At 72.8% G+C, this 24,047-nt stretch carries 19 protein-coding genes; 14 read left to right on the forward strand and 5 right to left on the reverse strand.

The annotated features are described in order from the left end of the window. The first annotated feature begins 3 nt into the window (after window positions 1-3). The 4 genes from PUW82_RS03195 to PUW82_RS03210 are packed head-to-tail and all read left to right on the forward strand — an operon-like array spanning window position 4 to window position 4,077. Window positions 4-378 carry an FHA domain-containing protein gene (locus PUW82_RS03195; protein WP_274221734.1) on the forward strand — a complete coding sequence of 125 codons (375 nt, stop codon included), beginning with the start codon at window positions 4-6 and terminating at the stop codon, window positions 376-378. Beyond that, the gene (locus PUW82_RS03200) at window positions 375-1,205 is read left to right on the forward strand and encodes a PP2C family protein-serine/threonine phosphatase (RefSeq protein ID WP_274220892.1); all 831 of its coding nucleotides are present in this window, start codon (window positions 375-377) and stop codon (window positions 1,203-1,205) included. Before PUW82_RS03195 ends, PUW82_RS03200 begins: the two co-directional genes overlap by 4 nt. After that, window positions 1,205-2,419 carry an FHA domain-containing protein gene (locus tag PUW82_RS03205; protein WP_274220893.1) on the forward strand — a complete coding sequence of 405 codons (1,215 nt, stop codon included), beginning with the start codon at window positions 1,205-1,207 and terminating at the stop codon, window positions 2,417-2,419. The genes PUW82_RS03200 and PUW82_RS03205 overlap by 1 nt, the downstream gene beginning before the upstream one ends. Next, on the forward strand, window positions 2,416-4,077 hold the full coding sequence (locus tag PUW82_RS03210) for a serine/threonine-protein kinase (protein ID WP_274220894.1): 1,662 nt from the start codon (window positions 2,416-2,418) through the stop codon (window positions 4,075-4,077). The genes PUW82_RS03205 and PUW82_RS03210 overlap by 4 nt, the downstream gene beginning before the upstream one ends. Window positions 4,078-4,090: 13 nt before the next feature. Here PUW82_RS03210 and PUW82_RS03215 read toward each other — a convergent pair whose 3' ends face one another. The 3 genes from PUW82_RS03215 to PUW82_RS03225 all read right to left on the reverse strand — a co-directional run bounded on the left by PUW82_RS03215 (window position 4,091) and on the right by PUW82_RS03225 (window position 11,435). Next, entirely contained in the window at window positions 4,091-5,563 is a 1,473-nt protein-coding gene (locus PUW82_RS03215) for a serine/threonine-protein kinase (protein WP_420792709.1), read from the reverse strand. Window positions 5,564-5,676: 113 nt separating this feature from the next. Continuing rightward, a complete protein-coding gene (locus PUW82_RS03220) occupies window positions 5,677-8,475 on the reverse strand; it encodes an alpha-L-rhamnosidase (protein ID WP_274220896.1) in 2,799 nt (932 codons plus the stop codon). Beyond that, window positions 8,472-11,435 (reverse strand): sugar-binding protein, encoded by a 2,964-nt coding sequence (locus PUW82_RS03225; protein WP_274220897.1) that lies wholly within the window; start codon window positions 11,433-11,435, stop codon window positions 8,472-8,474. Before PUW82_RS03225 ends, PUW82_RS03220 begins: the two co-directional genes overlap by 4 nt. Window positions 11,436-11,667: 232 nt before the next feature. Between PUW82_RS03225 and PUW82_RS03230 the strand changes: the two genes are divergently transcribed. From PUW82_RS03230 to PUW82_RS03275, 10 genes are read left to right on the forward strand one after another with little or no spacing between them, the layout of a single operon-like run. Further along, complete coding sequence (locus PUW82_RS03230) at window positions 11,668-13,029, forward strand: extracellular solute-binding protein (RefSeq protein ID WP_274220898.1); 1,362 nt, start codon at window positions 11,668-11,670, stop codon at window positions 13,027-13,029. Window positions 13,030-13,080: 51 nt separating this feature from the next. Beyond that, window positions 13,081-14,028, forward strand: a complete 948-nt coding sequence (locus PUW82_RS03235) for a carbohydrate ABC transporter permease (RefSeq protein ID WP_274220899.1) — start codon at window positions 13,081-13,083, stop codon at window positions 14,026-14,028. Next, window positions 14,025-14,951, forward strand: a complete 927-nt coding sequence (locus PUW82_RS03240; protein WP_274220900.1) for a carbohydrate ABC transporter permease — start codon at window positions 14,025-14,027, stop codon at window positions 14,949-14,951. The genes PUW82_RS03235 and PUW82_RS03240 overlap by 4 nt, the downstream gene beginning before the upstream one ends. After that, window positions 14,948-15,829, forward strand: coding sequence for an NAD-dependent epimerase/dehydratase family protein (locus PUW82_RS03245; protein WP_274220901.1), 882 nt, complete (start codon window positions 14,948-14,950; stop codon window positions 15,827-15,829). Before PUW82_RS03240 ends, PUW82_RS03245 begins: the two co-directional genes overlap by 4 nt. After that, entirely contained in the window at window positions 15,826-17,088 is a 1,263-nt protein-coding gene (locus PUW82_RS03250) for an enolase C-terminal domain-like protein (RefSeq protein WP_274220902.1), read from the forward strand. Before PUW82_RS03245 ends, PUW82_RS03250 begins: the two co-directional genes overlap by 4 nt. Window positions 17,089-17,134: 46 nt before the next feature. Then, window positions 17,135-18,421: an apiosidase-like domain-containing protein gene (locus PUW82_RS03255; RefSeq protein ID WP_274220903.1), complete on the forward strand. Its 1,287-nt coding sequence runs from the start codon at window positions 17,135-17,137 to the stop codon at window positions 18,419-18,421. Beyond that, the gene (locus PUW82_RS03260; RefSeq protein WP_274220904.1) at window positions 18,418-19,365 is read left to right on the forward strand and encodes a sugar kinase; all 948 of its coding nucleotides are present in this window, start codon (window positions 18,418-18,420) and stop codon (window positions 19,363-19,365) included. The genes PUW82_RS03255 and PUW82_RS03260 overlap by 4 nt, the downstream gene beginning before the upstream one ends. Further along, entirely contained in the window at window positions 19,362-19,967 is a 606-nt protein-coding gene (locus tag PUW82_RS03265) for a bifunctional 4-hydroxy-2-oxoglutarate aldolase/2-dehydro-3-deoxy-phosphogluconate aldolase (protein ID WP_274220905.1), read from the forward strand. Before PUW82_RS03260 ends, PUW82_RS03265 begins: the two co-directional genes overlap by 4 nt. Further along, on the forward strand, window positions 19,964-20,806 hold the full coding sequence (locus PUW82_RS03270; RefSeq protein WP_274220906.1) for an aldose epimerase family protein: 843 nt from the start codon (window positions 19,964-19,966) through the stop codon (window positions 20,804-20,806). Before PUW82_RS03265 ends, PUW82_RS03270 begins: the two co-directional genes overlap by 4 nt. 12 nt (window positions 20,807-20,818) lie before the next feature. Then, window positions 20,819-21,832: a LacI family DNA-binding transcriptional regulator gene (locus PUW82_RS03275; RefSeq protein WP_274220907.1), complete on the forward strand. Its 1,014-nt coding sequence runs from the start codon at window positions 20,819-20,821 to the stop codon at window positions 21,830-21,832. A 7-nt stretch (window positions 21,833-21,839) separates the two neighbouring features. Here PUW82_RS03275 and PUW82_RS03280 read toward each other — a convergent pair whose 3' ends face one another. Beyond that, a complete protein-coding gene (locus tag PUW82_RS03280) occupies window positions 21,840-22,295 on the reverse strand; it encodes a recombinase family protein (protein WP_274220908.1) in 456 nt (151 codons plus the stop codon). Between the two features lie 47 nt (window positions 22,296-22,342). Further along, window positions 22,343-24,043, reverse strand: a complete 1,701-nt coding sequence (locus tag PUW82_RS03285; protein ID WP_274220909.1) for a cation:proton antiporter — start codon at window positions 24,041-24,043, stop codon at window positions 22,343-22,345. Window positions 24,044-24,047 lie beyond the last annotated feature (4 nt).

Raw genomic sequence — 24,047 nt, forward strand, 5'->3', positions numbered from 1 at the left:
GGGATGATCTTCGACACCGCGCCACTCGCCGGCGTGCCCGAGATCCGCTCGGGCGTGCGGGCGCTGCTGACGTGGGATGACGGCCGCCGGATGGCCGTCTATGCGCGGACCGTCTTCGGGCGCGACCCCTCGCGGGCCGCCGGCGCCGAGGTGGTCGTGCTGCGCGACGAGACCCTCACGCTGTCGCGGACGCACTTCGAGCTCGTCCCCCTGGAGGCTGGGGGCCTCGCCGTGATCGACCGCGCGTCGATGAACGGCATCGTCGTCGTGCGCGCCGACGCCGCCGTGCCGGTCGTGCCGGGCGAGCGGACGGTGCTGCGCAGCGGCGACCGGCTGGAGCTGGGCGATCGGTGGCTCACCGTCGAGGTCGTGCGGTGACGGGGGTCGCGGTGCAGATCGGACACGGGGCGGCGACACACGCGGGACTGCGCGGTCGCGCCAACGAGGACGCGTACCTGGCCGCGGCGCCGGTGTTCGTCGTCGCCGACGGCATGGGCGGACACGAGGCGGGAGCACGCGCGAGCGCCGCCGTCATCGCGCAGTTCCAGGCGTTCGTCGGGGCGGCGAGCGTGTCGAACACCGAGGTCCGTGACGCCATCACCCGCGCACGCGCGGCGGTGGGCGCACTCGCGTCGGGGCAGCGCGCCGCGGGCACGACCCTCACCGGCGTCGTGCTGACCCGCGTCGGCGACGCCGGTTATTGGCTCGCCCTGAACATCGGCGACTCGCGCACCTACCGATGGGCGCGCGGCCGGCTCGAGCAGATCAGCATCGACCACTCCGTCGTGCAGGAGCTGGTGGACTCGGGACAGATGGATGCCGTCACCGCGGCCCGCCATGTGCGACGCAACGAGATCACGCGCGCCATCGGCGCCGGCAGCACGGGCGAGGCGGACTTCTGGATGCTGCCCGCCGAGAGCGGCGATCGCATCCTCGTCTGCTCCGACGGCCTGTCGACCGAGCTCGACGACGAGCGCATCGCCCGCATCCTCGGCGAGGAGCACGACCCGCAGAAGGCGGCGACCCGTCTCGTGCACGAGGCGCTGCTGGCCGGCGGGCGGGACAACGTCACCGTCATCGTCGTGGATGCCGACGGCGACGGGGACGACGGAGACGTCTACGACACGGTGCCGGCGGGCGGTCGCTCGAGCGACGACGCCGACATCGATACCCGACCGCGTGCGGTCGCAGGGGGGAGAGCCTGATGGCCGAGGTCCGCTACGTTCCCGCAACGGGGGCGGAGCCCTGGCGTGTGGCGGCGGCACCCGGTGCCCTCGTCGCGCTGCCGCCGAACGTGTCGATCCCGACGATCGACGCCGTCTGGCGTCGGCTGGGGGAGCGCGGCATCGGCGCGGTCATCGAGGCTCTCACGGGTGCGTTCGGCACCTCGCTCGCGGCGATCCCGGACTTCGTCCTCGTCATCGTCGAGGGCGACGGTCTGCGAGTCGCCGTCCGCGGTCCGATCGAGCTGGTCGTCGAGACCGAGGCGGGCCCGGTGTCGGTGTCGGGGACCGGAGTGTCGACCTGGGCCGAGCGCCTCGTCCCCACCGCGCAACGCGCATCGGCGCTGTTCGTCGGCGCCGCTGACGAGGCCGCGTCGCTGCCGCTCGTCGACGGGGTCGTCCCTGCCGACGCGGTGAGCCTCGACGTCAGCGGTGCACGTGCGGGCTTCCGCGCACCCGCCGTCGCGGTCGCGGCCGCGCCGGTCGCCCCCGAGCCCGAGCCCGCGCCCGAGCCCCAGCCGGAGCCCGCCCCGCAGCCCGAGCCCGTCGCCGAGCCCGAGCCCGTCGCGCAGCCCGACCCCGACCCCGAGCCCGAGCCGGACTCGGAGACCGTGGCGCCGGACGCCGAGGCGGCGGCATCCGAGGATCAGGTCATGATCTGGGGCGAGACCATCGTGCGGCCGACGGCCGCGCCCGTGATCGAGCCTCCCGACGAGGCGACCCTCGTCTCGGGCGGCACCCCCGTCGCGGGTGACCACGACGGCGAGACGATCGCCGTCGCCGACATCCGCAGTGCCCGACGCGGCGAGTCGCCCGTGTACGAGTCGACCGAGATCGTGCCGGCACGGCGCATCGCCCGCGGGCGGATCCGCATCTCGGACGGTCAGGTCGTCGAGCTCGACAACACCGTGATCGTGGGGCGGCGACCGCGCTCGTCGCGCTCGACCGGTGACACCCTGCCCACGCTCGTCGCCGTCGACAGCCCCGATCAGGACATCTCGCGCAACCACGTCGAGATCCGCGCCGAGGGCGAGCACGTGCTGGTCGTCGACCTCGACACGACGAACGGCTCCGTGCTCATGCGTGGCGGGAACGACCCGGTGCGCCTGCACCCGAGCGAGCCCACCATGGTGGTCACGGGTGACGTGCTCGACATCGGCGACGGCGTGACGATCACCTTCGAGGACCTGCCGTGAGCGCGAAACGGCCCCCCGCCCCACCGCCCCAGCTGCCTGGCTTCACCTACCTCGAGCTGCTGGGGTCGGGCGGGTTCGCCGACGTCTACCTGTACGAGCAGCACCTGCCCCGCCGCAAGGTCGCGGTCAAGGTCCTCTTGCCCGATCGGATGGCCGGGGGCTCGGTCGAGCAGTTCACCGCCGAGGCGAACGTCATGGCGATGCTCTCGACGCACCCCGCGATCGTCACGATCTACCAGGCGGGACTCGCCGACGACCAGCGCCCCTATCTGGTCATGGAGAACTGCCCGCGCCCGAACCTGCAGGTGCGCTATCGCGCCGCGACGTTCTCGGTGGCCGAGGCGCTGCGCGTGGGCATCCAGGTGGCGGCGGCCGTCGAGACGGCCCACCGCGCCGGCATCCTGCACCGCGACATCAAGCCGGCCAACATCCTCGTCACCGAGTACAACCGCCCGGCCCTGACCGACTTCGGCATCGCGACGACGACCGACGGTGCCGACGAGACCGCGGGCATGTCGATCCCGTGGTCGCCGCCCGAGGCGTTCGGTGACCGCCCCGACTCCGGCGTGCGGTCGGACGTGTACGCGCTCGGCGCCACGATCTACACGCTGCTCGCCGGCCGCTCGCCCTTCGAGGAGCCCGGTGGGCGCAACACCGCCGCCGACCTCATCCACCGCATCGAGACGATGCCGGTCGCCCCGCTCGAGCGAGCCGACGTGCCGGCCTCGCTCGAGCAGGCGCTCGTGCGTGCGCTGGCCAAGAGTCCGTCGGCCCGCTTCGACAGTGCCGTCTCGTTCGCGCGGGCGCTGCAGCGCGTGCAGATCGAGCTGGCGCACTCCGTCACGCCGATCGACATCCTCGACGACTCGCCCGAGGCCGAAGACGACGAGGATGCCGACGGCGAGCTCACGCGCGTTCGCGGCATCGTCAGCATCGAGCCCACGACCGCGCCCCCGGCCGGCTCCACGCGTCGCAAGGACCGCGCGGATGCCGTCTCGCCGTTCGCCCCCTCGGCGCCCCCGGTCACCTCGGCCGACGCGGACCACACCGTCCTGCGGCCGTCGGCGGGAGAGCGCGATGCCACGGTGCGCCGGCCCCGGACGCTCGACGCGGCGCCGGAGCAGACGGTGCAGCGACGACAGCCCGCCGCGACGTCTGCGGCCCCCGCGGGCCACGAGTCCGACGAGACTTCCGGAACGCCTGTCGGCGCATCGACGGGTGGTGCCGACCCCGCGCAGCGGCCCCGGTCGCGGTCGTGGCTGTGGATCAGCCTCGGTGCGGTCGCGGCGGTGCTCGTGGTCGCGGTGGTCGTCGTCGCGAGCATGCTGCAGCCGCCCGCGACAGCGGAGCCCGAGAACTCGCCGGCGCCGACGAGTGCACCGCAGGACCCGCTCGCCGGCTTCGTGCCGCGCGTCGGAGACCTCGCGGGTGCGACATCCGGTGATCAGGTCACGTTCACGTGGACGAATCCGGATCCCATCGAGGGCGACACCTACCTCTGGTACCCGGTGACGCTCGACGGGGCCGGAGCCCCGCAGCGCGTCGAGGCCGAGACCATAGCCGTTCCCGCCGATCCGTCGGGCCGCACGTGCATCGAGGTGCAGCTGGTGCGCTCGAACGGCGGGGCAGGCGACGCGGTTCGCGGCTGCACCCCCTGACCCTGGCGTCGGGTCAATCGTCGGCGCGCTTCTCCTCGCCGCGCTTGCGGGCCTCTTCCTCTGCCTTCCGCTGCTCCTGGTCGCGCTTCTCGGCCTCGGCCTCGGCTTTCTTCGCGGCTTCCTCGGCGGCTTTCGCCGCGTTCTTCGCGGCTTCCTCCGCCGCTTTAGCGGCCTCTTCCGCGGCCTTGCGGTCCGCCTCCGACACCTCGCCCCCGCCTCCGCTCGAATCCTCGACCGGTGCCGCGGGGGCCTCGTCGGCGGGCTCCTCGACGACGGTCGCCGGCTGCGGCGTCTCCACGGGCGCGGGCTCGGGCGCGGGGGACTGCTCGGTGTCGGCAGGAGTCGTGGGCGGCGCCTCGGGGCCGGCCGTGCCCGCCAGCCACGCACCGGTGACCGCCGTGGCCGCGAGGGCAGCCGCGGCGAGTCCGCCGATCAGCCCGACGCGGCGACGGGACCGCCGCCGTTCGTCGGTCTCGTCCATCGCCATCGTGGTCGCCGCGCCGGCGGCTCCCCCGCCCGCGGCGCCCGCTACGGCCACGGCGCCCGCGGCGGCCGGGGCACCCGCAGCCGGCATCACGCGGGTCTGCGTCGCGGTCGGGGTGGGCGCCGCCGCGACCGCTGCGGGAAGGGGCGGCAGCGCGGGCGTCGCCGGACGGCGGACGAGATCGGATGCCGCCGCGTAGACGTCGGCGGCGCTCGGTCGCTCTTCCGGGCGCATCGCGGTCATCCGCGTGAGCAGCGCCGCCCAGTCCGCGCCGAGCGCGTCGGGGATCTCGGGGGCGACCGACAGGCGGGCGAGAGCCTCGCCGAAGCCTTCGGCGTGAGGGAAGGCGCGCCCACCGGTGAGCGATTCGAGCAGCACGAGGCCGAGCGCGTAGATGTCGGCGGGCGGTGCGGGCGGAGCGTTGGTCAGCTGCTCGGGTGCGAGGTAGGCCGCCGTGCCGATGACCGTTCCGGGCTGCGTGAGCCGGGCGGCATCCACCAGCACCGAGATCCCGAAGTCGGCGAGCTTGGCTCCCGAGCGGCTGCCGGGAAGCGACGTCTGCGACAGGAGCACGTTCGACGGCTTGATGTCGCGGTGCACGATGCCGGCGCCGTGCACGACGTGCAGTGCCTCGGCCAGGTCGGCCGCGAGCGCGGCGACGTCGGCGGGCGGCAGGGGGCCGGCGGCGATCCGGGCGGCGAGGGTCGGGCCGTCGACGAACTCCATGACGAGGTACTCGGCGCGCCCCGGCGACAGCTGCGCGTCGTAGAGGGTGACGAGCGCCGGATGGTTCAGTGAGGCGAGCACGGTCATCTCGCTGCGGGCACGGTTCGACGTCGCGCCCTCCATCTCGGGGCGGAGCAGCTTGATCGCGACGGTGCGGCCGAGGAGCACGTCCTCGGCGCGGTACACCCGCGCCATGCCGCCCTGGCCGACGCAGTCACCCAGCCGGTAGCGGCCGTCGAGCATCGCCTCCGTGGGCGGAGGGTCGTTCGTCACCATGGCCTCCTCCTGCGGGCGCGCCCTCGGGACGGACGCGGCCACCTCCCACGGTAGGGATCGGCCGGTGCACAGCCAGGGTCTTGACACCCGGCCGGGAGCGTGAGGGCGGCCGATCAGGTCGGCACGCCGGCGAGCGCGGCGTCGATGCGTGCCACGAGGGCGGCCGGTGCCGACACGGCGGCGAGCTCGTCGCGCAGGCGGCGGCCGGGTACCCAGCGGATGTAGGCGTCGAACTCGGTCGCCATCTCGGGGGAATGCACCGCGATCGTCCGCGACACCGCGGCGCAGGCGCCGGGGGCGTCGGCGATGACGGCGAGGTCGGTGTCGACGCCGATCTCGGGGGACCGGCGCAGCGCAACCGTCACCTCCCACGTGTGGTCGCCGGCGCCGACCTCGAAGGGTGCGCGGTCGCCGAGATCCACCCACGCCGTCACGCCGTGCGGAACCTGCGCTCGCACGCGCAGACGGTCGGGGGCAGCCGCATCCCGGTGCCACTCCACGCCGGCGCGACCGCGGGGTGTGTCGTGCGCGACGCGCGCGTGCTGAAGCGACGAGATGAACCACGGCTGTATCCGCAGCCGCGACCAGCCCGGTGCGTCGCAGGCGAGCCCCCCGACGCGGCGGTGCAGCACGTCGCCGACCGATCCGAGTGCGTAATGGTTGAACGACGTCATCCCCGACGGATGCAGTGTGCCGTCGGGGCGGATGCCGTCCCACCGCTCCCACACGGTCGTCGCCCCCTGCGACAGCGGGTACAGCCAGGAGGGACACATCGTCTGCAGCAGGAGCTGCTCGGCGGCGCCCTCCTGTCTGCCCGACAGCAGGGCGTCGAGCACGAGCGGCGTTCCCAGGAACCCCGTGGCCATGCGATACCCGCCGGCTCGCAGGAGGAACGCCAGGCGTTCGGCGGCGGCGGGCCGCAGCGCGGCGGGAAGCAGGTCGAACTCCAGGGCGAGGGCGTAGGCGGTGGGCGCATCGGAGGCGAGGCGGCCGCGCGGTGTGACGTACGTCGCGACGAAGGCATCCCGGACGTCGTCGGCGAGGACGGCGTACCGGGTCGCGGCGTCGCCGTCGCCCGCGCGGTCGAGCGCGTCCGAGACGAGTCGGGCGGATCGCGCGAAGTACGCCGTGGCGACGAGGCCGGGGTCGGTCTTCGCCTTGTCCGGACGTGCGACCGTGGGGTCCAGCCAGTCGCCGTACTGGAATCCCCGCTCCCACAGGCGGTCCGGCCCGGCGGCATCCGAGACGGCGTCGACCCAGGCGCGCATCGGACCGATCATCCGCGCGAGGAGCGTCCGGTCACCGAACCGTTCGTGGAGCACCGTGGGGATGACGGTGATGGCGTCGCCCCAGCCCGCCGCCATCGTCTCGCCGAGGCTGCCGAGTGTCTGCGGCACGACAGTGGGCACGCGGCCGCCCCGCGACGCCTGCTCGGCGACGACGTCGGTGAGCCACGACGCGAAGAACGCGTCCGTGTCGAAGAGCGACGCCGCGGTCGGTGCGAACACCTGCGCGTCGCCCGTCCACCCCAGCCGCTCGTCGCGCTGCGGACAGTCGGTCGGCAGCGACAGGGCGTTGCCGGCGAAGCTCCACACGATGTTCTCGTGGAGCCGATTGAGGCGCTCGTCGGAGCAGGAGAACCACCCGGTGCGCGTCAGGTCGGTGTGGAGCACGACGGCGGCGAAATCGGTCGGATCCAGCTCGCCCGGGTAGCCGGTCACCTCGACGTAGCGGAAACCGTGGAAGGTGAACCGCGGCTCGCACACGGTGTCGCCCGCTCCGTCGAGGACGAAGGTGTCGGTCGCGGCGGCGGCGCGCAACGGGCGGGTGTTCACACGCCCCGCGTCGATCACCTCGGCGTGGCGCAGCACGATGCGGGTGCCGGCCGGACCCGAGACGCGGAATCGCACCCGCCCGACGAGGTTCTGGCCGAAGTCGAGCAGGACGCGGTCCGGGTCGGCGCTGTCGGGGACGGCGACGACGGGGAGGGAGCGGATGCGGCGCACCGGCTCGATGTCGATGGGCACCGGGTCTCTGTCGGGCCGGGCCAGCGCCGGGGCCTCCCAGGCCGCATCGTCGAACGCCTGCGTCTCCCAGCCGGACGGGTGCCGCCGGAGATCGACCTCCTCTCCGGCGTAGATACCGCTCGAGACGAGCTCGCCGTCGCCGAAGAGTCGCCAGCGCTCGTCGCCGCTGATGTCCTCGATGCGGCCGTCCTCGTGACGCAGGCGCAGCAGTGGCGCGATCCCCGGCTGATCGCCGTAGAAGCGTTCTGCGGTCTCGCCGAACCCGTAGGTCTCGGTGTACCAGCCGCCCGCGACCTCGACCGCGAGCGTATTCACCTCGCCGGGGCGAAGAAGGGCCGAGACATCGGTCAGCTGGAGCGGGAGCCGGTGCTGATACGCGGTCCAGCCGGGGTGCAGCACGCCGTCGTCGACGTCGGCGCCGTTCAGGCGTGCGTGATAGACACCGTGCGCGGCCACGTGCAATTCCGCCGAGGTCACCGTGGCCGCGACCGCGAACGCGCGACGCGCGAGGAACGGCTGGGCCGCGCGCGTCGGGCGGGCAAGACCCAGAAAGGAGGCGGTCCACGGCTCGTCGGTGAAGCGTGCGCGGATCTCGTGAGCCTCCGACCACGCACTCGCCGAGCCGTCGACACCGACGACCCGAACCTCGAGCGTCCGCACGTCGCCCGGCTGCAGCGGGGGGAACGGCCACTCCTCGAGGACACCGTAGGGATTCGCCGCCGCGACCGTGATGCGGTCGAGTCGGAGCTCGGCGCGCGCTGCTTTCCACGCGGCGGGCGCTTCGACGAGCCACGACACGGGGGGCCGCGCTGAGGCGGCGAGCGAGATGTCTCGCCGCCGCCCCACGCGCAGGCCGACGACGCGCGGCTCGTGTGCGATGGTCACGACCGCCGGGCCGTACGGCGCATGACGAGCAGCCCGCCCGCGGTGACCGACGCGGCGATCGCGGCGCCGAGCCAGGTCAGCAGCGACGATCCTCCGGTGCTCGCGAGCGCACGCGCGTCGCCGGTCCCAGCCGCCGTAGCGCTGCTCACCGTGCCGCCGCCCGTGGCGGTGCCGGGAGCCGACGATCCGCTGCCGCCCGCAACGCCGGGCTCGGTGGGTTCGATCGGCGGTTCGACGACCGGCGTCGGGGCGAGCAGCCGCACGGCGGTGAACTGCCCGGAGTCCTTCTCGCCCGCGATGCCGCCACCCCAGGAGAGGAAGCCGGCGCGGCCCGCGCCGTCGGCCTCGTTGACGATCGCCGCACTGCTCAGCAGCGACGTCGTGGGGTCGACGCCCCGCAGCAGGTTCCACGGGATCGCCGTCTCGTAGACCGTGCGGCCCGTGTCGTCGTCGCGCGAGATCGCCACCGGAGCGCCCGGGACGGGGCCGGCGCCCGCGTCGACGGAGAGCCAGCGGTACAGCTGCGGGCCCGCGCTCGTGAGCGCCATGCCGAACTCGTGCCACGTCGTCGCGGCACCCGGTGCGCCGCCCGCGACGGTGAACTGGATGGAGTCGCCCTGCCAGATGTTCGCGCCCTGCGCCGGCTGATCGTGCACGTCGTCGGCGACATCGGCCGAGAGGTACAGGTACTCCTCGTCCCAGGTGAGCCACGCTCGTGCGGATTGGTCGGCGTCGTCGGCGTCCCCGTTCGCGGCGAACGCGATCGGGGCGACGCCGCCGAGATCATCGATCGTTCCGTCGACGGTGATCGTGCGGTGCGTCGCCGGCTGGACGGATGCCGCATCCACCGGCGCGACCCGACCCGAGGCCGTCAACGTCGAACCGTCGACGACGGCCGTCGCGGTGAACGCCGCGGGTTCGGTCAGCTCGTCCAGCGGTACGTCGATGACGACATCCGCGTCCGCGTCGATGGTCGTCGGGGCGGAGAGCTGTGCGCTCGTCGCCCCCACGATGTACGACAGCGAGGTGAGCGCCCGGGGCGTCGCCGAGGCGTTCGCGACGCGCACGCGGAGGACGGAGGCGCCGTCCGCGGTGAGAGCCTGTGCCGCCTGAAGCGTCACGGGTTCGCGCACCGTCGTCGTGGCGCGGAGGGTTCCGGCATAACGGTCGCCCTCGAACACGCGCGCGCTCGTCTCGTACGCCCCCGCTGTCGCCGCGGCCGGCACGGTCACCGAGGTGCTCGCCGTCGCGCCGGGTTCGGTCGTCTGCGCCGCTTCAGTGCCGTCCGGCAGGACGAGACGCCACGCGGAGGCGGCATCCGGGCGACCCTGGACGGTCCAGGTCCCGGCCATCGGCGAACCCGCGACGGCGGGATCGAGCGTCAGCGCGGCCGCGGTCTGCCCGATCGCCGTCACGTCGCCGTGCACGTAGAGCGGCTCGGTGCCCACGTGCGCCAGCACCGGAGCGCCGGACCCGCCGCTGACCGTCTCTGCGGCGCCGAACATCGTCGTGATCTCGGCGGAGCCGGCGACCTCGAGCGAGATCGTCCGGGCGGCGTCCGACCAGAAGACGTGCAGCGGACCGGCGGCCGTGTCGAACCGGAGATGGCGCAGGCCCGGCAGCGGGTCGTCGCGCCCGGCGAAGGTCGCCGAGGCGAGGGCGTCGCCCGCGACGGCATACGCGGCGAACGACGGCTTCGGCGTGAAGGCCCCCAGCGCGTCGTCGGGGTGATGCAGCAGGCCGAAGTTCTCTTCCGTCTCGGCGTCTACGACCCCGTCGTTGACGAGGTCGTAGACGTAGTACCGTTCGGCGTCGTGGGCTGCGGCGATCACGGCCGATTTCGCGATGTCGGCCGCTTGCTGACGCTCCGGCACGGCGCGTGCATTGGTGCCGGTGGGCCAGCCGTGCTCCGTGATCCACAGGGGCAGCGACTCGCCGTCGTTGTATCGACGCACGAGCGCATCGATACGGGTGAGCGTCTCATCGAGCGCGTCGGCTCCCACCGGGTAGCTGTAGGGGTGCAGCACGATGCCGTCGAGGTGCTCGAGCGCGCCGAGCTGGAACGTCCGCTCGAGCCAGTCGGTGTTCAGGTTCGCCACCGCGGGGCCGATGACGGGCAGGCCCGGCGCGGCGGCTGCGATGGCGGGCGACGCGGCGGCGAGGAGGGCGACGTAGTGCTCGGGCGAGACGTTGGTGTTCCCGCCGAGTCCGAGATCCCACTCGTTCCACACCTCGATGCCCGTCGACATGTCGCCGAACTCCGCCGCCATCGCCGCGGCGTAATCGGCGTAGGCGGCGACCGCGTCGGGGCTCACGGGGCCGTTGCCGGCGTCGTACAGCGGGTTGCCGTACCCGGCGAGCAGGAGCGGGCGAATGCCCTGTGCGCGTGCCGAGTCGAGGAACTCCGCCCGGGCCCGCGACCAGTCGTAGACCCCCGGCTGCGTCTCGACCTCGCTCCAGTAGATCTCGTCGCGCAGCTGGGCGAACCCGCCCGCGGTCAGCGCCTGCATCGACGCCGGGTCCCAGGACTGCCCGTAATGCGTGGCTGCGCCGAATCGGCCGGTCGCCGAGGCGGCGGCATCCGTGTCGGGGAGGATCGCGAAGGTCGTCGCCGCGCTCGTCCGCCCGTCGCCGGTCGCGGTCACCTCGAGGCGGTACCAGCCGGTGTCGGTCACGTTCGGCGAGAGGGTGCCGTCGGACGGCTCGGAGCCGTCGTCGACGACCTCGCCCCAGCCGTCGACGACGCGCCACGTGATGGCCGCGGCCGACGTCTCGTACCGGATCGACACGGCGTCGCCGTCGTGGAAGAGATTGCCCCACGCCTGCGACGTGATCGAGAGCTCGGGCGCGGCGGCGGATGCCGGTGCGGCGAGGGCCCCGCCCAGGGCGAGGGCGAGGGCCGTTCCCGCCGCGGTGCGTCGGGGGAGAGAGCGGAGGGGGGTGAGGGGATGGTTCGGCACGCGGTGCTCCTCATCGAGTGATCGCGGATGACGGACGGTCAGGGAAATCGTTTGTCCAGCGGGCAGTCTGACCGCGAGGCGTCGGGTCTGTCAACAGGGAACGTGCAGGGACGCCGGATCTTCCGCGAGCTGAGCGACTCGTGAGAATCGGTTTTGACGCGCATGGTCGAAGGGTGCTAGACATCGGGGAGCAATCGTTTTTCCTGCTTGCCCTTCACCACAAGGAGTTTCAATGACGAAACGTTTCCGTTCCGTCGCGGCGGCGATCGCCGTCGGCGGACTGTCCGTCGCCGCCCTCGCGGGCTGCAGCAGCGACGCGTCCGCGCCCGCCGACGGCACCGTCGCGATCGAGGTCGGCGACCGCCCGACCGCCGACCGCCCGGAGGACCGCGCCTACTTCGACGAGCGTGTTGCCGCGTTCGAGAAGGCGAACCCCGACATCGACCTGCAGCCCGTCGAGACGGGCTACGACGCCTCGACGTTCCAGGCCCTCGCCGCCGGCGGCAGCCTGCCCGACGTCATGAGCGTCCCGCTCACCGAGCCGCAGGGCCTCATCAAGCGCAACCAGGCGGCGGACATCACCGACGCGCTGGAAAGCGAAGGCCTGCTCGAGGCGCTGAACCCGACGATCCTCGCGCTGACGAAGAACAGCGAGGACCGCGTCTTCGCGATCCCGACCAACGCGTACTCGTTCGGGCTCGTCTACAACCGCGACCTCTTCGCCCAGGCCGGCCTCGACCCCGAGAACCCGCCGACGACGTGGGACGAGGTGCGGGCCGCGGCGAAGAAGATCAGCGACGCGACCGACGCCGCCGGCTTCTCGATGCTGACGACGGCCAACACCGGTGGCTGGCAGTTCACGGGCATGACGTACTCGTTCGGCGGGACGGTCGAGAACGAGGACGGCTCGAAGGCCACCTTCGACGACACCCCGTCGGCCGATGCCCTCGAACTGCTGCAGGCGATGCGGTGGGACGACGGCACGTTGCCCGAGAACACGCTCTACGACGTCCAGTCGCAGGGCCAGGACTTCGCGGCGGGGAAGATCGGCATGATCCTCGGCGCGAGCGATTCGTACTACAACGTCGTCCAGAACCTCAAGCTGCCGGCCGAGCAGTTCGGCATCGGCGGGATGCCGCAGTCCGACGGCGTGCAGGGCACGCTGAGCGGCGGCACGGTGCAGATCGTCAACCCGAACGCGAGCGACGAGGAGAAGGCCGCCGCCGTGAAGTGGGTGGAGTTCTTCTACCTCGAGCGCTTCCTCGACCAGGACACCGCCGTCGACGACGCCCGCGCCTCGAACGAGGCGGGCTCGGTCACCGGCCTGCCCGGACTGCCCGTCGTGAACGCCGAGCAGTACGCCGAGTACTTCACGTGGATCGCCGACTACATCAACGTCCCGAGCGAGAACTTCACCCCCTACCTCGAGGCATCGGCGGACATCCCGATCGTGCCCGAACCGGTGAACAACGCCCAGGAGGTGTACGGCGCCCTCGACACCGTCATCCAGACGGTGCTCACCGACAAGGGCGCCGACATCCCGGCTCTCCTCTCCACCGCTCAGAGCGACGTCCAGTCCCGCCTGAGCCGCTGACCCGACGGGGTGGGTCGGCGGAAGCCGGCCCACCCCCGACCGGAGGACCCCATGACCGACGTGAGACAGCGGACCCGGGCGACGACGCCCGCCCCCGCATCCCCCGAGCCTGCCGCGCCGCGGCGGCGAGGCCGCTGGCGGCCGGGCCTGACCGCACTCGCGATCGCCGCGCCCGCGATCATCGTCTTCCTCTACTTCTCGTGGGGGCCGATCGCCAGCTCGCTCGCGATGAGCGTGCAGCGCGTCGTCATCGGCGGCGAGAGCACTTTCGTCGGATGGGAGAACTTCGCCTACGTCCTCGCCGATCCCGGCCTGCCGCAGGCGACGCTGAACACCCTCTACTACACCGGTCTCGCGGTGCTGTTCGGCTTCCCCGTGCCGCTGGCGCTCGCCGTCTTCATCTCCGAGATGCGATCGCGCAGCTGGTACTTCAGTGCTCTGGCATACCTGCCGGTCATGGTGCCCCCGGTCGTGGCGATCCTGCTGTGGAAGTTCTTCTACGCGCCCGACGCCGACGGCCTGTTCAACACGGTGCTCGGATGGGTCGGCATCGGACCGCTGCCGTGGCTGAACTCGACGGCGACGGCCATGCCGTCCATCGTCCTCGAGACCACGTGGGCCGGCGCGGGCACGGCGATCATCATCTACATCGCCGCCCTCACCAGCATCCCCTCGGAGCTGTACGAAGCGGCCGAGCTCGACGGCGCCGGCATCTGGCGCCGCGTGTGGCACGTCACCCTGCCGCAGATGCGCGGGATCATCGCGACGATGCTGCTGCTGCAGATCATCGGCACGATGCAGATCTTCACCGAGCCGTTCCTCTTCACCGGCGGCGGACCGCAGGGAGCGACCAAGACGCTGCTCATGACGATCTACGACTACGCCTTCGTCCGGGTCGACTACGGTGCGGCCACCGCGCTGAGCGTGCTGCTCGCCGGGTCGCTCGGCCTGCTGTCGCTGCTCTATTTCCGCCTGACACGACGCTGGAGCCGAGCATGAGCGCACTTCTCCCGAGCCGGCGCGGCCCCGTCGCCCCCGAGCCGCTCTCGCGCACGAACATCTCCGACAGCGACCGTCGTCGCCCCTCCGTGCGAGTGTGGCTCGGCATCGGTCAGACCGTGGTGCTGGCGGCTCTGCTCGTCGCCGGGCTCGGCCCGCTGGTGTGGCTCGCGCTCGCCGCGGTGTCGCCCACGCAGGACCTCATCCGCGGCCCGTTCTCGTTCTTCTCCAGCGGCGTCGTGCAGTGGGAGAACCTCGCGATCGCGTGGGAGCGCGGCCGGATCGGCCACTACCTGACCAACACCGCCATCCTCGCGGCGGGGTCCGTCGTGGTGACGCTGGTCGTCTCGACCACCGCCGCGTTCGTCATCACGGTGCTGCGGCCGCGGTGGGGCAAGATCCTCTCGGGCGCGATCCTCGCCACCTTGTTCATCCCGTCGATCGTCTCGCTCGTGCCGCTCTACCTGACGGTCCGTGAGCTGCCGGTGGTGGGGGTCTCGCTGATCAACACCTGGTGGGCGGTGTGGCTGCCCGCGGGTGCGACCGCCTTCAACGTGCTCATCATCGCCCGTTTCCTCGAGGCGATCCCCGCCGATCTCTACGAGGCGGCGCGCATCGACGGCGCCGGCCCCCTCCGCATCCTGTGGAGCATCGTCCTGCCCCTGTCGCGCCCGATCCTCGGGGTCGTGGGGCTGCTGACCGTCGTGGCGTCGTGGAAGGACTACCTGTGGCCCCTCCTCGTGCTGCCCGACCCCGACAAGCAGCCGGTGTCGGTGGCTCTGCCCCGACTGGCCGATCAGACGGAGTTGAGCGTGCAGATGGCCGCGCTCTTCCTCTCCCTCCTCATCCCGGTGGCGCTGTTCCTGATCTTCCAGCGGCAGTTCCTGCGCGGCGCGAGCATGGCGGGCGGGGTCAAGGGATGAGCCGCATCCTCGTCACGGGCGCCGACGGCGAGATCGGCCGCGCCGTCAGCGAATCGCTTGTCGCGGCGGGACACCGGGTGACGGCACTGTCTCTCGCCATCGCGGCGGACCATCCTGCCGACCGGCGCATCATCGGCGATGCCACCTCGCGCGACGACGTGGCGGAGGCCATGCGCGAGGTCGACGCCGTCGCGCACTTCGCCGCCATCCCGCATCCGAGCCTCGGCACGCCGTACGACGTCTTCCGGGTCAACACCGCGGCGACCTTCAACGTGCTCACTCGCGCTGCCGAGACGGGGGTGCGACGCGCGGTAATCGCCAGCAGCATCAACGCGATCGGCTATCCGAACAATCCCCACGACACCTTCCCGCCGTCGTTCCCTCTCGACGCCGCGACGCCCCCCGACATCGCCGACGCCTATTCGCTGTCCAAGCTCGCCGACGAGGCGACGGCCCGGTACGCGCACCGCCGGTACGGCATCGACGTCGTCGCGCTGCGGTTCCCGCTGGTGAAATGGCCGCACGTCCTGCGCGAGGTCGCCGACGAGGTCCGCGCGGATCCCGCGCGGATGGCCCGCGAGGGCTGGGCCTACCTGACGATGACCGACGCGGTGCGCGCCGTCGAGCTGGCGCTGTGGACGGATGCCGCGGGGGCCGCGGTCGTGCCACTGAGCGCCCGCGACACCCTGCTCGACGAGCCCACGGCCGAGTTGCTGCGTCGCTTCGCGCCCGCCGTCGAACCGCCGATCGGCGTCGAGGGGCATCACGCTCTCGTCGACCTGACGACGGCGCGCACGGTGCTCGGTTTCGAGCCTCGCGAGTCGATCCACGACGGCACCGCGACCCCCTACCCGGCACTCGTGAGGAGCGACCGATGACCGCCGCAGCGCGCACGACTTTCGACCAGCCCTGGATCCCGCGCGAGAAGGTGCGCATCACGGACGTGCGGGCCATCGTGACGGCACCCGAGGGCATCCCGCTCGTCGTGGTCCGCGTCGACACCGATCAGGACGGCCTCTGGGGGTACGGCTGCGCCACCTTCACGCAGCGGTGGCAGGCCGTGGTGGCCTTCCTCGACCACCTGCGTCCGCTGCTCGTCGGCCGGTACCCCGGCGACATCGAGGATCTGCTGCGGCTGGTGCGGTTCACCGGGTACTGGCGCGAGGGGCCGGTCGGCAACAACGCCCTGTCGGGAATCGACATGGCGTTGTGGGACATCGCCGGGAAGCGCGCCGGGATGCCGGTGTACGAACTGTTCGGCGGACGGGTGCGCGCGGCTGCCGACACCTACCTGCACGCCGAGGGGGCCGATCTCGACGAGACCACGGCGCATGCGCGCGAGCTCATGGCGGCTGGTCTGCGCCACGTGCGCATCCAAACGGGCCAGCAGGGGATCGGCCACTACGGCGCTCCGCCGGCGATGGGTTCGTTCGCGTGGGCGAAGAATCCCGCGGGTTGGCGCGTCGAGGACTACCTCGTCCGCACCCCGCAGCTGTTCGCCCACGTGCGCGACGCTCTGGGCGATGGGGTCGAGCTGCTGCACGACGTGCACTCGCGCCTGACTCCGGCGACGGCGGTGGCGCTGGCGCGCTCGCTGGAGCCCTACCGCCCCTTCTTCCTCGAGGATGTGCTCGCGCCCGAGCACTGGCACCGGCTCGCCGAGGTGCGGGCGGCGTCGCCGGTACCCCTCGCCGTCGGCGAGCTCGCGACGTCGTTCACCGACGCCGCGCGGCTGATTCGCGATCACCACGTCGACTTCATCCGCAGTCACCTCTCGGATGTCGGCGGGGTCAGCGCCGCCCGGCGGCTCGCCGTCCTCGCCGATGTCGAGGGTGTGCGCACCGCGTGGCATTCGCCCGGAGACGCGTCGCCGTTCGCGGTCGCCGCGGCTGTCGCGCTGGACGTGACCTCGCCGGCCTTCGGCATCCAGGAGGGGCACGTCTACAACGACGAGACCCACGAGGTCTTCCCCGGGATGATCGACATCGTCGACGGGTGGCTGACCCCCAACGACGCCCCGGGATGGGGCATCGACCTCGACGAAGCGGCGGCCGCCCGGTTCCCCGCCGGGATCTCCGGGCACGACGCCTGGGCGGCGGGCGTCCGCGCGCCCGACGGCGCTCTCATCGCCCCCTGACCGCCCCGCTCCCGAACCTTCGACCCCTCGAACCCGAAAGAGATCCATGACCACGTGGTCGATCGCGCCCTCGGGGCGCTGGCTGCTGAATGGCGGCGAACCGACGTTCCTTCTGGCCGATACCGTCTGGGCGGCTTTCGGCGGGCCCACCGAGAACGAATGGCTCGACCACCTCGAGCTGCGACGTCGACAGGGGTTCAACGCGTTGCTCATCAGCGTGCTGCCCATCGAGCACGACCGTTCGACCGGCACGCGCTCGCCGTACGCGCTGCGCGACGGTGCCGTCGACTTCGGCGCCGGCGACCCCGACTACTGGACCGTCGCCGAGCGGATGCTCGCGCAGGCTCGCGAGCGCGGCTTCACGCCGATGCTCGTGCTGCTGTGGAACAACTTCGTGCCCGGCACGTGGGGCTCGCGCCTGACGCCCGACCACGTCCTGAGCGCGGAGCAGACCGACACCTACGTCCGTGAGACCGTGGCGCGGTTCCGGCGGTTCGATCCGATCTGGATCGTCTCGGGCGATGACGACCTCGACGACGAGACGGCGCTCGAGCGGTACAGCTCGGTGGCGGCGCTGTTGCGCGAGGTCGCGCCCGAACAGCTCGTCACCTGGCACGACACTCCGACCGCGCGGATGCCGCAGCCCCTGGCCGACGGCGGACTCGTCGATGTCCACGCGCTCCAGTCGGGCCACAACGAGGCCTGGGAGACTCTGCCGGCGGACCTCACCCGCTACTACAGTGCGCTCGAGGTCGCGCGACCGATCATGAACCTCGAGCCCTGCTACGAGGGCCTCGGGCGGTTCCGCGGCGCCGCACGCCACTCGGCGGCCGACGTCCGTCGCGCCAGCTGGACCGGCGTGGTGTCGGGGGCGGCCGCGGGCCTCGGCTACGGCGCGCACGGCGTCTGGTCGTGGCATCGCCGAGGCGAGGGGTTCTCAGCCGAAGACGTGCACGGGGCGCCGTTCCCGTTCTCGGTTGCGGCGGCGTTCCCCGGAGCCGAGGACGTCGCCTACCTACGCCGGGTCGTCGACGGTGAACGGCTGTGGGGCCTCGACGCGGCACCCGACCTGCTCGGGTCCGAGCCGTCCGGTGCGGTCGCCGGTCGCACCGCCGACGGAGCGATCGCGGTGTACGCGCCGACGCCCTTCGCGCTCACCCTCGCGATCCCGGATGCCGACGGGCTCGAGGTGAACGTGCACGACCTGGCGGCCCGACGGCCCGACGCCGCCCGCTGGAGCCCGGTCGACGGCGGCATCCGGCTCGAGCAGTCGGAGTTCACCGGCGACGCGCTGTTCGTGCTGCGGCGCGCCGGCAGCGAGGGCGACCGATGAGCGGGCGGATCGTGACGTTCGGCGAGGCACTCGCCACCACCGAGGTCGACGACACCGGCGTTCTCGGCCCGGCGTCGGTCGCCGGCGCAGAACTCAACACCGCGGTCGGGCTCGCCCGGCTCGGACACGACGTGACCTGGGCGTCGCGGCTCGGCGACGACGCGTTCGCCGGGCTCGTGCGCGAGACCCTCCGCGCGGAGGGAATCGACGACCGCTTCGTCGTGCCCGCCCCGGGGGAGCAGACCGGCCTGATCGTGAAGCAGCGCCGCGAGGGCGACGACATCCGCTCCGAGCACTACCGCGCCACGAGCGCGGCCAGCCGCCTGCGCTCGGACGGCCTTTCCGCCGCGATGCTCGAGGGGGCCGCCTGGTTGCACGCGACGTGCATCACGCCGGCCCTGGGCGCGGGGCCGAAGGGCCTGTTCGAGAACGTTCTCCACGAAGCGTCGATGCGCGGCATCCCGATCTCGCTCGACGCCAATCACCGGCCGCAGTTGATGACGGAGGACGAGCTGCGCGCGGTCATCGACGACTGGCTCGACGTGGTCGACACGTTCTTCTGCAACGAGGACGAGGCCCGCGTGCTGACGGGCACGACGTCGACGGATGCCGCGATCGGCGCGCTCGCCCGCCGCGGTCCGCGCGTCGTCGTGGTCAAGCTCGGCGGGCGCGGGGCGATGGCGGGTGATGCCGGCGGGCGACGCTTCACACCCGCGTCGGTCGTCGCCCCGCCCACGCATCCGGTGGGTGCGGGCGACGCCTTCGCTGCGGCGTGGATCTCGTGCACGCTCCGGGGCTACACGGTCGACGCGGCCCTGCCGGTGTCGGCGTGGTGCGCGGCCCGGGTCGTGGCCGACCCCCGCGATCACGGCGGGTTCCCGCGGCGCGCCGAGCTCGATGCGTTCGAGGCGGCGCAGCGCGAGCAGACGGAGGCCGGGCGATGACCGTCGACGTGCGCGCCGCACTCGGCGCCGCCGCCGTCGTCGCCGTGCTGCGGGCGCCGTCGGAGTCCGAGCTGCGCCGGCAGGTCGAGTTCGCGCAGCGCGCCGAGCTGCCGGTGCTCGAGATCACCGCGACCACGCCGGGGTGGGACCGCGTGCTCGCCGAGCTGGCCGCCGACTCGACCTTCACCCACGTCCTGCTCGGGGCAGGCACCATCACGACCGCGGCTCAGGCCGACGTCGCCCGGGGCGCCGGTGCGCGCTTCGTCGTGTCGCCGACGGTCGTCGACGCCGACGTGCGAGCGGCCGCCGGTGACGTCCCCTTCATCGCCGGCGGGTTCACCCCGACCGAGCTTCGTGCGGCCGCCGGTACGAGCGGGATGGCGAAGCTCTTCCCCGCGGCGAGCGGCGGGATCGGGCATCTGCGCGCCGTCCGCGATGTCCTGCCGGAGGTCGCGATCATGCCGACCGGCGGGATCGGGGTCGCCGACGCCGCCGACTGGATCGCCGCCGGCGCCGTTGCGGTCGGGATCGGAGGCGGGCTGTTCCGCGAACCGGTCGACCGCGTGCGGGGCCTGGTCGCATCGCTCCGGCGGCCGGTGTGAGGCGGGCGCGCATCGGGTCGGACGACCTCGCCCTGGTCGTCGAGGCCGACGGCGCCCGCATCGCCTCGCTGACGCATCTGCCGACCGGTCGCGAGCTGCTGGCCTCGACCCCGTGGGCGGACGACCCCGCCGACGGCTTCGTGATGGCGGATTCGAGCGCGCAGTGGCATCGCGCCTATCGCGGCGGTTGGCACCTGTTGCTGCCGCGAGCGGGCGACAGCCCGGCGGCCGTGTCGCCGCCGCAGCCCTTCCACGGTGAGGCAGCGTGGCGCACGTGGCGACTCGCGAGCAGCGGCGACACCTGCCGAGCCTCGGTCGCCCTGCGCACCCTTCCGCTCGCGATCGAGCGGCGGATGTCGGTGCACGCGAACACGCTCGTGATCGAGACCGAGGTGCGGAACCACGGCCCCGCGCCGGTCGAGGTGGGGTGGGCGGAGCACCCGGCGTTCGCGGGCGACCTGTTCCGCGAGGGCTCGATCGTGCGCAGCGGCGACCGGGACCTCGGCCTCGGCGCCGCGCCGGCGGCATCCTTCTGCGACATCGCCGCCCCAGCCGGCGCGGTCACGATCGCCGCGCCCCACGCCGGCATCGAGATCACGGTGACCTGGGACGCGGCCATGCACCCGCGCCTGTACGTGTGGCAGGAGCAGCGCGGCTCGTCGGGCTTTCCCTGGTGGGGCGCCATGGATGCTGTCGGCCTCGAGCCCGCGTCCGACCCCTACGGCACGCCGGTGGACGCGCTCGGCAGCCTCGCCGTCGGGGCGGGGGAGAGCCTCGTGTCGGTGGTGTCGCTCCGCGTCGACCGACGGCGCGCCGTCTCGCCGGAGGCGACGTCATAGACTCGTAGCGAGATGGCGAGAAAAGCGATTTCCCTCCGTGACGTTGCGGCAGTCGCCGGCGTCTCGGTGTCGACGGTGTCGAAGGTGCTGCGCGGTCAGGGCAAGGCCTCCGACGCGACGCGCCAGCGCATCTTCGAGGCGGCGGAACGCCTCGACTTCCAGCCCAACGCCCTCGGGCAGTTCCTCGTGCAGGGGCGGAGCGCCACGGTCGGGGTCCTCACGATGAACGCCCCGGGCGCGTTCACGATGCCGGTCCTCACGGGCGCCACGACGACCCTCGGCACCCGCGACCTGTCGGTGCTCGTGACTGACTCGCACCTGGACCGCACCGTGCTGGCGGCCACCGTCCGCAAGCTGCGGGCGCGCAGCATCGACGGCCTTCTGGTCGTCGGTGACGGCTCCGGTTCGGAGATCCGGTCGGTGACCGCCGGTTTCCCCGCCCCGGTCGTCTACGTCTACGGCATCTCGGATGACGCGGCGGACGCCTCGTTCGTACATGACGGCTATGCGGCCGGCCAGCGGGCGGGCGAGCACCTTCTCGCCTCCGGCCGCCGCCGTATCGCCCACATCACCGCGTCGGCCGACGACCACTCGGCGCGGGATCGCGCGGACGGCCTCGGCGCCGCACTCGCCGCCGCCGGGCTCGAGCTCGCACCCGGGCTCGTGCTGCGCGGCGACTGGTCGCGGGGGTGGGGGCGCGCGGCGGCCGAGCGCCTGCTCGCGTCGGGTGAGGCCTTCGACGCGGTGTGCTGCGGCAACGACACCATCGCCCGTGCGGTCATCGCGACGCTGTCCGAGGCCGGCATCCGCGTTCCGGTGGACGTCGCGATCACCGGCATGGACAACCTCTCCGGCCTCACCGGCCAGGACGACCAGAGCCTGACCACGATCGACTTCCGTCTCAGCGACCTCGGGGCGCGCGCGGCGGCGCACCTCGCCGACGTCATCGAGGGTCAAGCGTACGAACCGGGCCTGCACCGCCTCGCGGGTGATCTCGTCGCCGGCGATTCGACCGCGACGGGCTGAGCGGGGTTCAGCCTCGGCGCGAGCCGAGCACCTTCACGATGACCGACCGTCGCCGCAGCTCGGCGATCGTGCGGGTCTCCTCGTCGGCGTCGCGGCCGAGGGCGTGGACGTCCGAGACGACGACGACGTCACCCGCGGTCAGGTGGCCGAACAGGCGGGACAGCCGCTCCTGCCAGCTCTCGCCGGTCTCGGGCGCGGGATGGCGGAACCCCTCGATCGGAACGCCGAACTGCGCGAGCGCGTCACGCTGCGCGACGATGCTCGGCATGTCATCCCGCGACACGACGAGGCCGACCAGGCGCGCGCCGGCCGGACGGGCCGCCCACCACGCGGGGCTGGGCTGCAGTGCGGCGAAGCTGTCGGGCAGCTCGTCGGTGGCCGCGTCGGGCAGGGCGATCGTGCGCGTCTCGGCGTAGTCGGCCGCGGGGCGCGTCGTGCGGTCGTCGTCGGTCGGGGTGCTCACCCTCTCATTGTCGCCGACGCGAGAACGGTTTTCACCACGTCGTCGCGTCAGAGATCATTCCGGCGCATCTCGAGGCTCACCTGCTGCGCGTCCAACCGGCGCTGCGACTCCCGCAGCACCTCGGACGAGAAGGCGCCCTCACTCGCGAGCTCGAGCAGTCGCGCGCGCATCGTCGTGATGACCAGCAGCTGCAGCTCGCGCGCCTGGGCGCCGGCATCCTCGTCCGCCCCCTGCTCGAGCCGCCGTCGCGCGATCGTGAGCGTCCGGTCGTCCCACGTGCCGCCGTGCTCGAGCGCGAGGGTGGGGTCGGCGAGTCGTTCGGCTGCCGCCGAGCGCAGGGCCTCGTCGAGCGCCTCGTGCTCTTCGCGCAGCAGCGTCGTGTCGTCACCCGCGCTCGGGATGCGCAGCAGCCGGACGAGGCCGGGCAGCGTCAGCCCCTGCAGCAGCAGGCTGATCACCGCGACGAGGAAGGCGGTGAGGATGAGCAGCTCGCGGTCGGGGGTGTCGCGCGGCAGCGTCTGGGCGGCGGCGAGGGTGACGACGCCGCGCATACCGGCCCACACGATGATGGTGCCGTGCTTCCACCCCAGTGGCGACGCCTCGTAATAGTCGAGGTCGTGGAACGCGCGGGTGAGCCGACTGCGCATGCTGTGCAGGCGACGACGCGCCGCGCCGGGGTGCCCGGTGCGCTCGCCGAATCCGGCCGGCAGGTTGTCGAGCCGGTCGGAGATGAGCTCGAGGCGTTCGCGCTGGCGGGTGCGGGCGCGGCGCCCCTGCGCGAAGATGAGCGCCGCGACGTACGCGGCGCGGATGACGAGCAGGATCGCCAGGGAGGCCAGCGCGAGCAGCACCGCCGTGCCGGGACCGTTCTGCTGCTCGGTGTTGTCGTCGAGGATGCCGCGCAGCTCGAGGCCCATGATGAGGAACACGCCGCCCTCGAGCATGAGCTCGACGGTGCGCCAGTTGATCTCGTCCGACACGCGCTGCTCCGCGGTGAAGCGTCGTGCCGCGCCCTGGCCCGTCGTGATGCCCGCGGCCACCGCGGCCACCAGTCCCGATCCGCCGAGGTGCTCGGTGGGCAGGTACGCGACGAAGGGCACGACGAAGCCCAGAGCGGTCGCCGCGACGGTGTTCATGCGCGCGCGGATGCGCAGGTTGAGCAGCCCCACGACCACGCCGACGGCGACGGCCGCGACGATGCCCCACACGAACGTCCCGACGGTGTCGGCGAACGCGAAGCCGCCGGCGACGGCGGCGATGGCGCTGCGCAGCAGCACGAGCGCCGTCGCGTCGTTGATGAGGCTCTCGCCCTCGAGGATCGTCACGACGCGGGGCGAGATGCCCAGGCGCTTGACGATGGAGGTCGCGACCGCATCGCTCGGGCTGAGCACCGCGCCGAGCGCGACGGCGAGGGGGAAACCGACCTGAGGCAGGACGAGCGTGAGGAACCCGCCGATCGCGAGCGCGCTGACGACGACCAGCGCGACGGCGAGCCCGGAGATCGAGGGGAGGTCGCGACGGAACTCGACCGCCGGAAGGCGGACCGCCGCGGCGTAGAGCAGGGGAGGCAGCACGCCGACGAGGATGAGCTCGGGGTCGACCTCGAACGGCCCGAGGATCGGCAGCCACGACGCCGCGAGACCGACCGCCACGAGGATGAGCGGCCCCGCGACGCCCAGCTTCTGAGACAGCGACGTCGAGAACGCGATGACGACGACGCCGAGGATCAGTCCGGTGAGCAGCTCCATCCGG

Origin of the sequence: Microbacterium thalli (assembly GCF_028737325.1) — a bacterium.
Classification (GTDB): Bacteria; Actinomycetota; Actinomycetes; order Actinomycetales; family Microbacteriaceae; genus Microbacterium; species Microbacterium thalli.

Excerpts from the sequence above, each read along its gene's own strand:
- PUW82_RS03240 (WP_274220900.1), top strand. The coding sequence starts at position 14,025 with ATGAGCGCACTTCTCCCGAGCCGGCGCGGCCCCGTCGCCCCCGAGCCG.
- PUW82_RS03260 (WP_274220904.1), top strand. The coding sequence starts at position 18,418 with ATGAGCGGGCGGATCGTGACGTTCGGCGAGGCACTCGCCACCACCGAG.
- PUW82_RS03230 (WP_274220898.1), top strand. The coding sequence starts at position 11,668 with ATGACGAAACGTTTCCGTTCCGTCGCGGCGGCGATCGCCGTCGGCGGA.
- PUW82_RS03275 (WP_274220907.1), top strand. The coding sequence starts at position 20,819 with ATGGCGAGAAAAGCGATTTCCCTCCGTGACGTTGCGGCAGTCGCCGGC.
- PUW82_RS03250 (WP_274220902.1), top strand. The coding sequence starts at position 15,826 with ATGACCGCCGCAGCGCGCACGACTTTCGACCAGCCCTGGATCCCGCGC.
- PUW82_RS03195 (WP_274221734.1), top strand. The coding sequence starts at position 4 with ATGATCTTCGACACCGCGCCACTCGCCGGCGTGCCCGAGATCCGCTCG.
- PUW82_RS03265 (WP_274220905.1), top strand. The coding sequence starts at position 19,362 with ATGACCGTCGACGTGCGCGCCGCACTCGGCGCCGCCGCCGTCGTCGCC.
- PUW82_RS03215 (WP_420792709.1), bottom strand. The coding sequence starts at position 5,563 with ATGGTGACGAACGACCCTCCGCCCACGGAGGCGATGCTCGACGGCCGC.
- PUW82_RS03235 (WP_274220899.1), top strand. The coding sequence starts at position 13,081 with ATGACCGACGTGAGACAGCGGACCCGGGCGACGACGCCCGCCCCCGCA.
- PUW82_RS03285 (WP_274220909.1), bottom strand. The coding sequence starts at position 24,043 with ATGGAGCTGCTCACCGGACTGATCCTCGGCGTCGTCGTCATCGCGTTC.
- PUW82_RS03255 (WP_274220903.1), top strand. The coding sequence starts at position 17,135 with ATGACCACGTGGTCGATCGCGCCCTCGGGGCGCTGGCTGCTGAATGGC.
- PUW82_RS03245 (WP_274220901.1), top strand. The coding sequence starts at position 14,948 with ATGAGCCGCATCCTCGTCACGGGCGCCGACGGCGAGATCGGCCGCGCC.
- PUW82_RS03205 (WP_274220893.1), top strand. The coding sequence starts at position 1,205 with ATGGCCGAGGTCCGCTACGTTCCCGCAACGGGGGCGGAGCCCTGGCGT.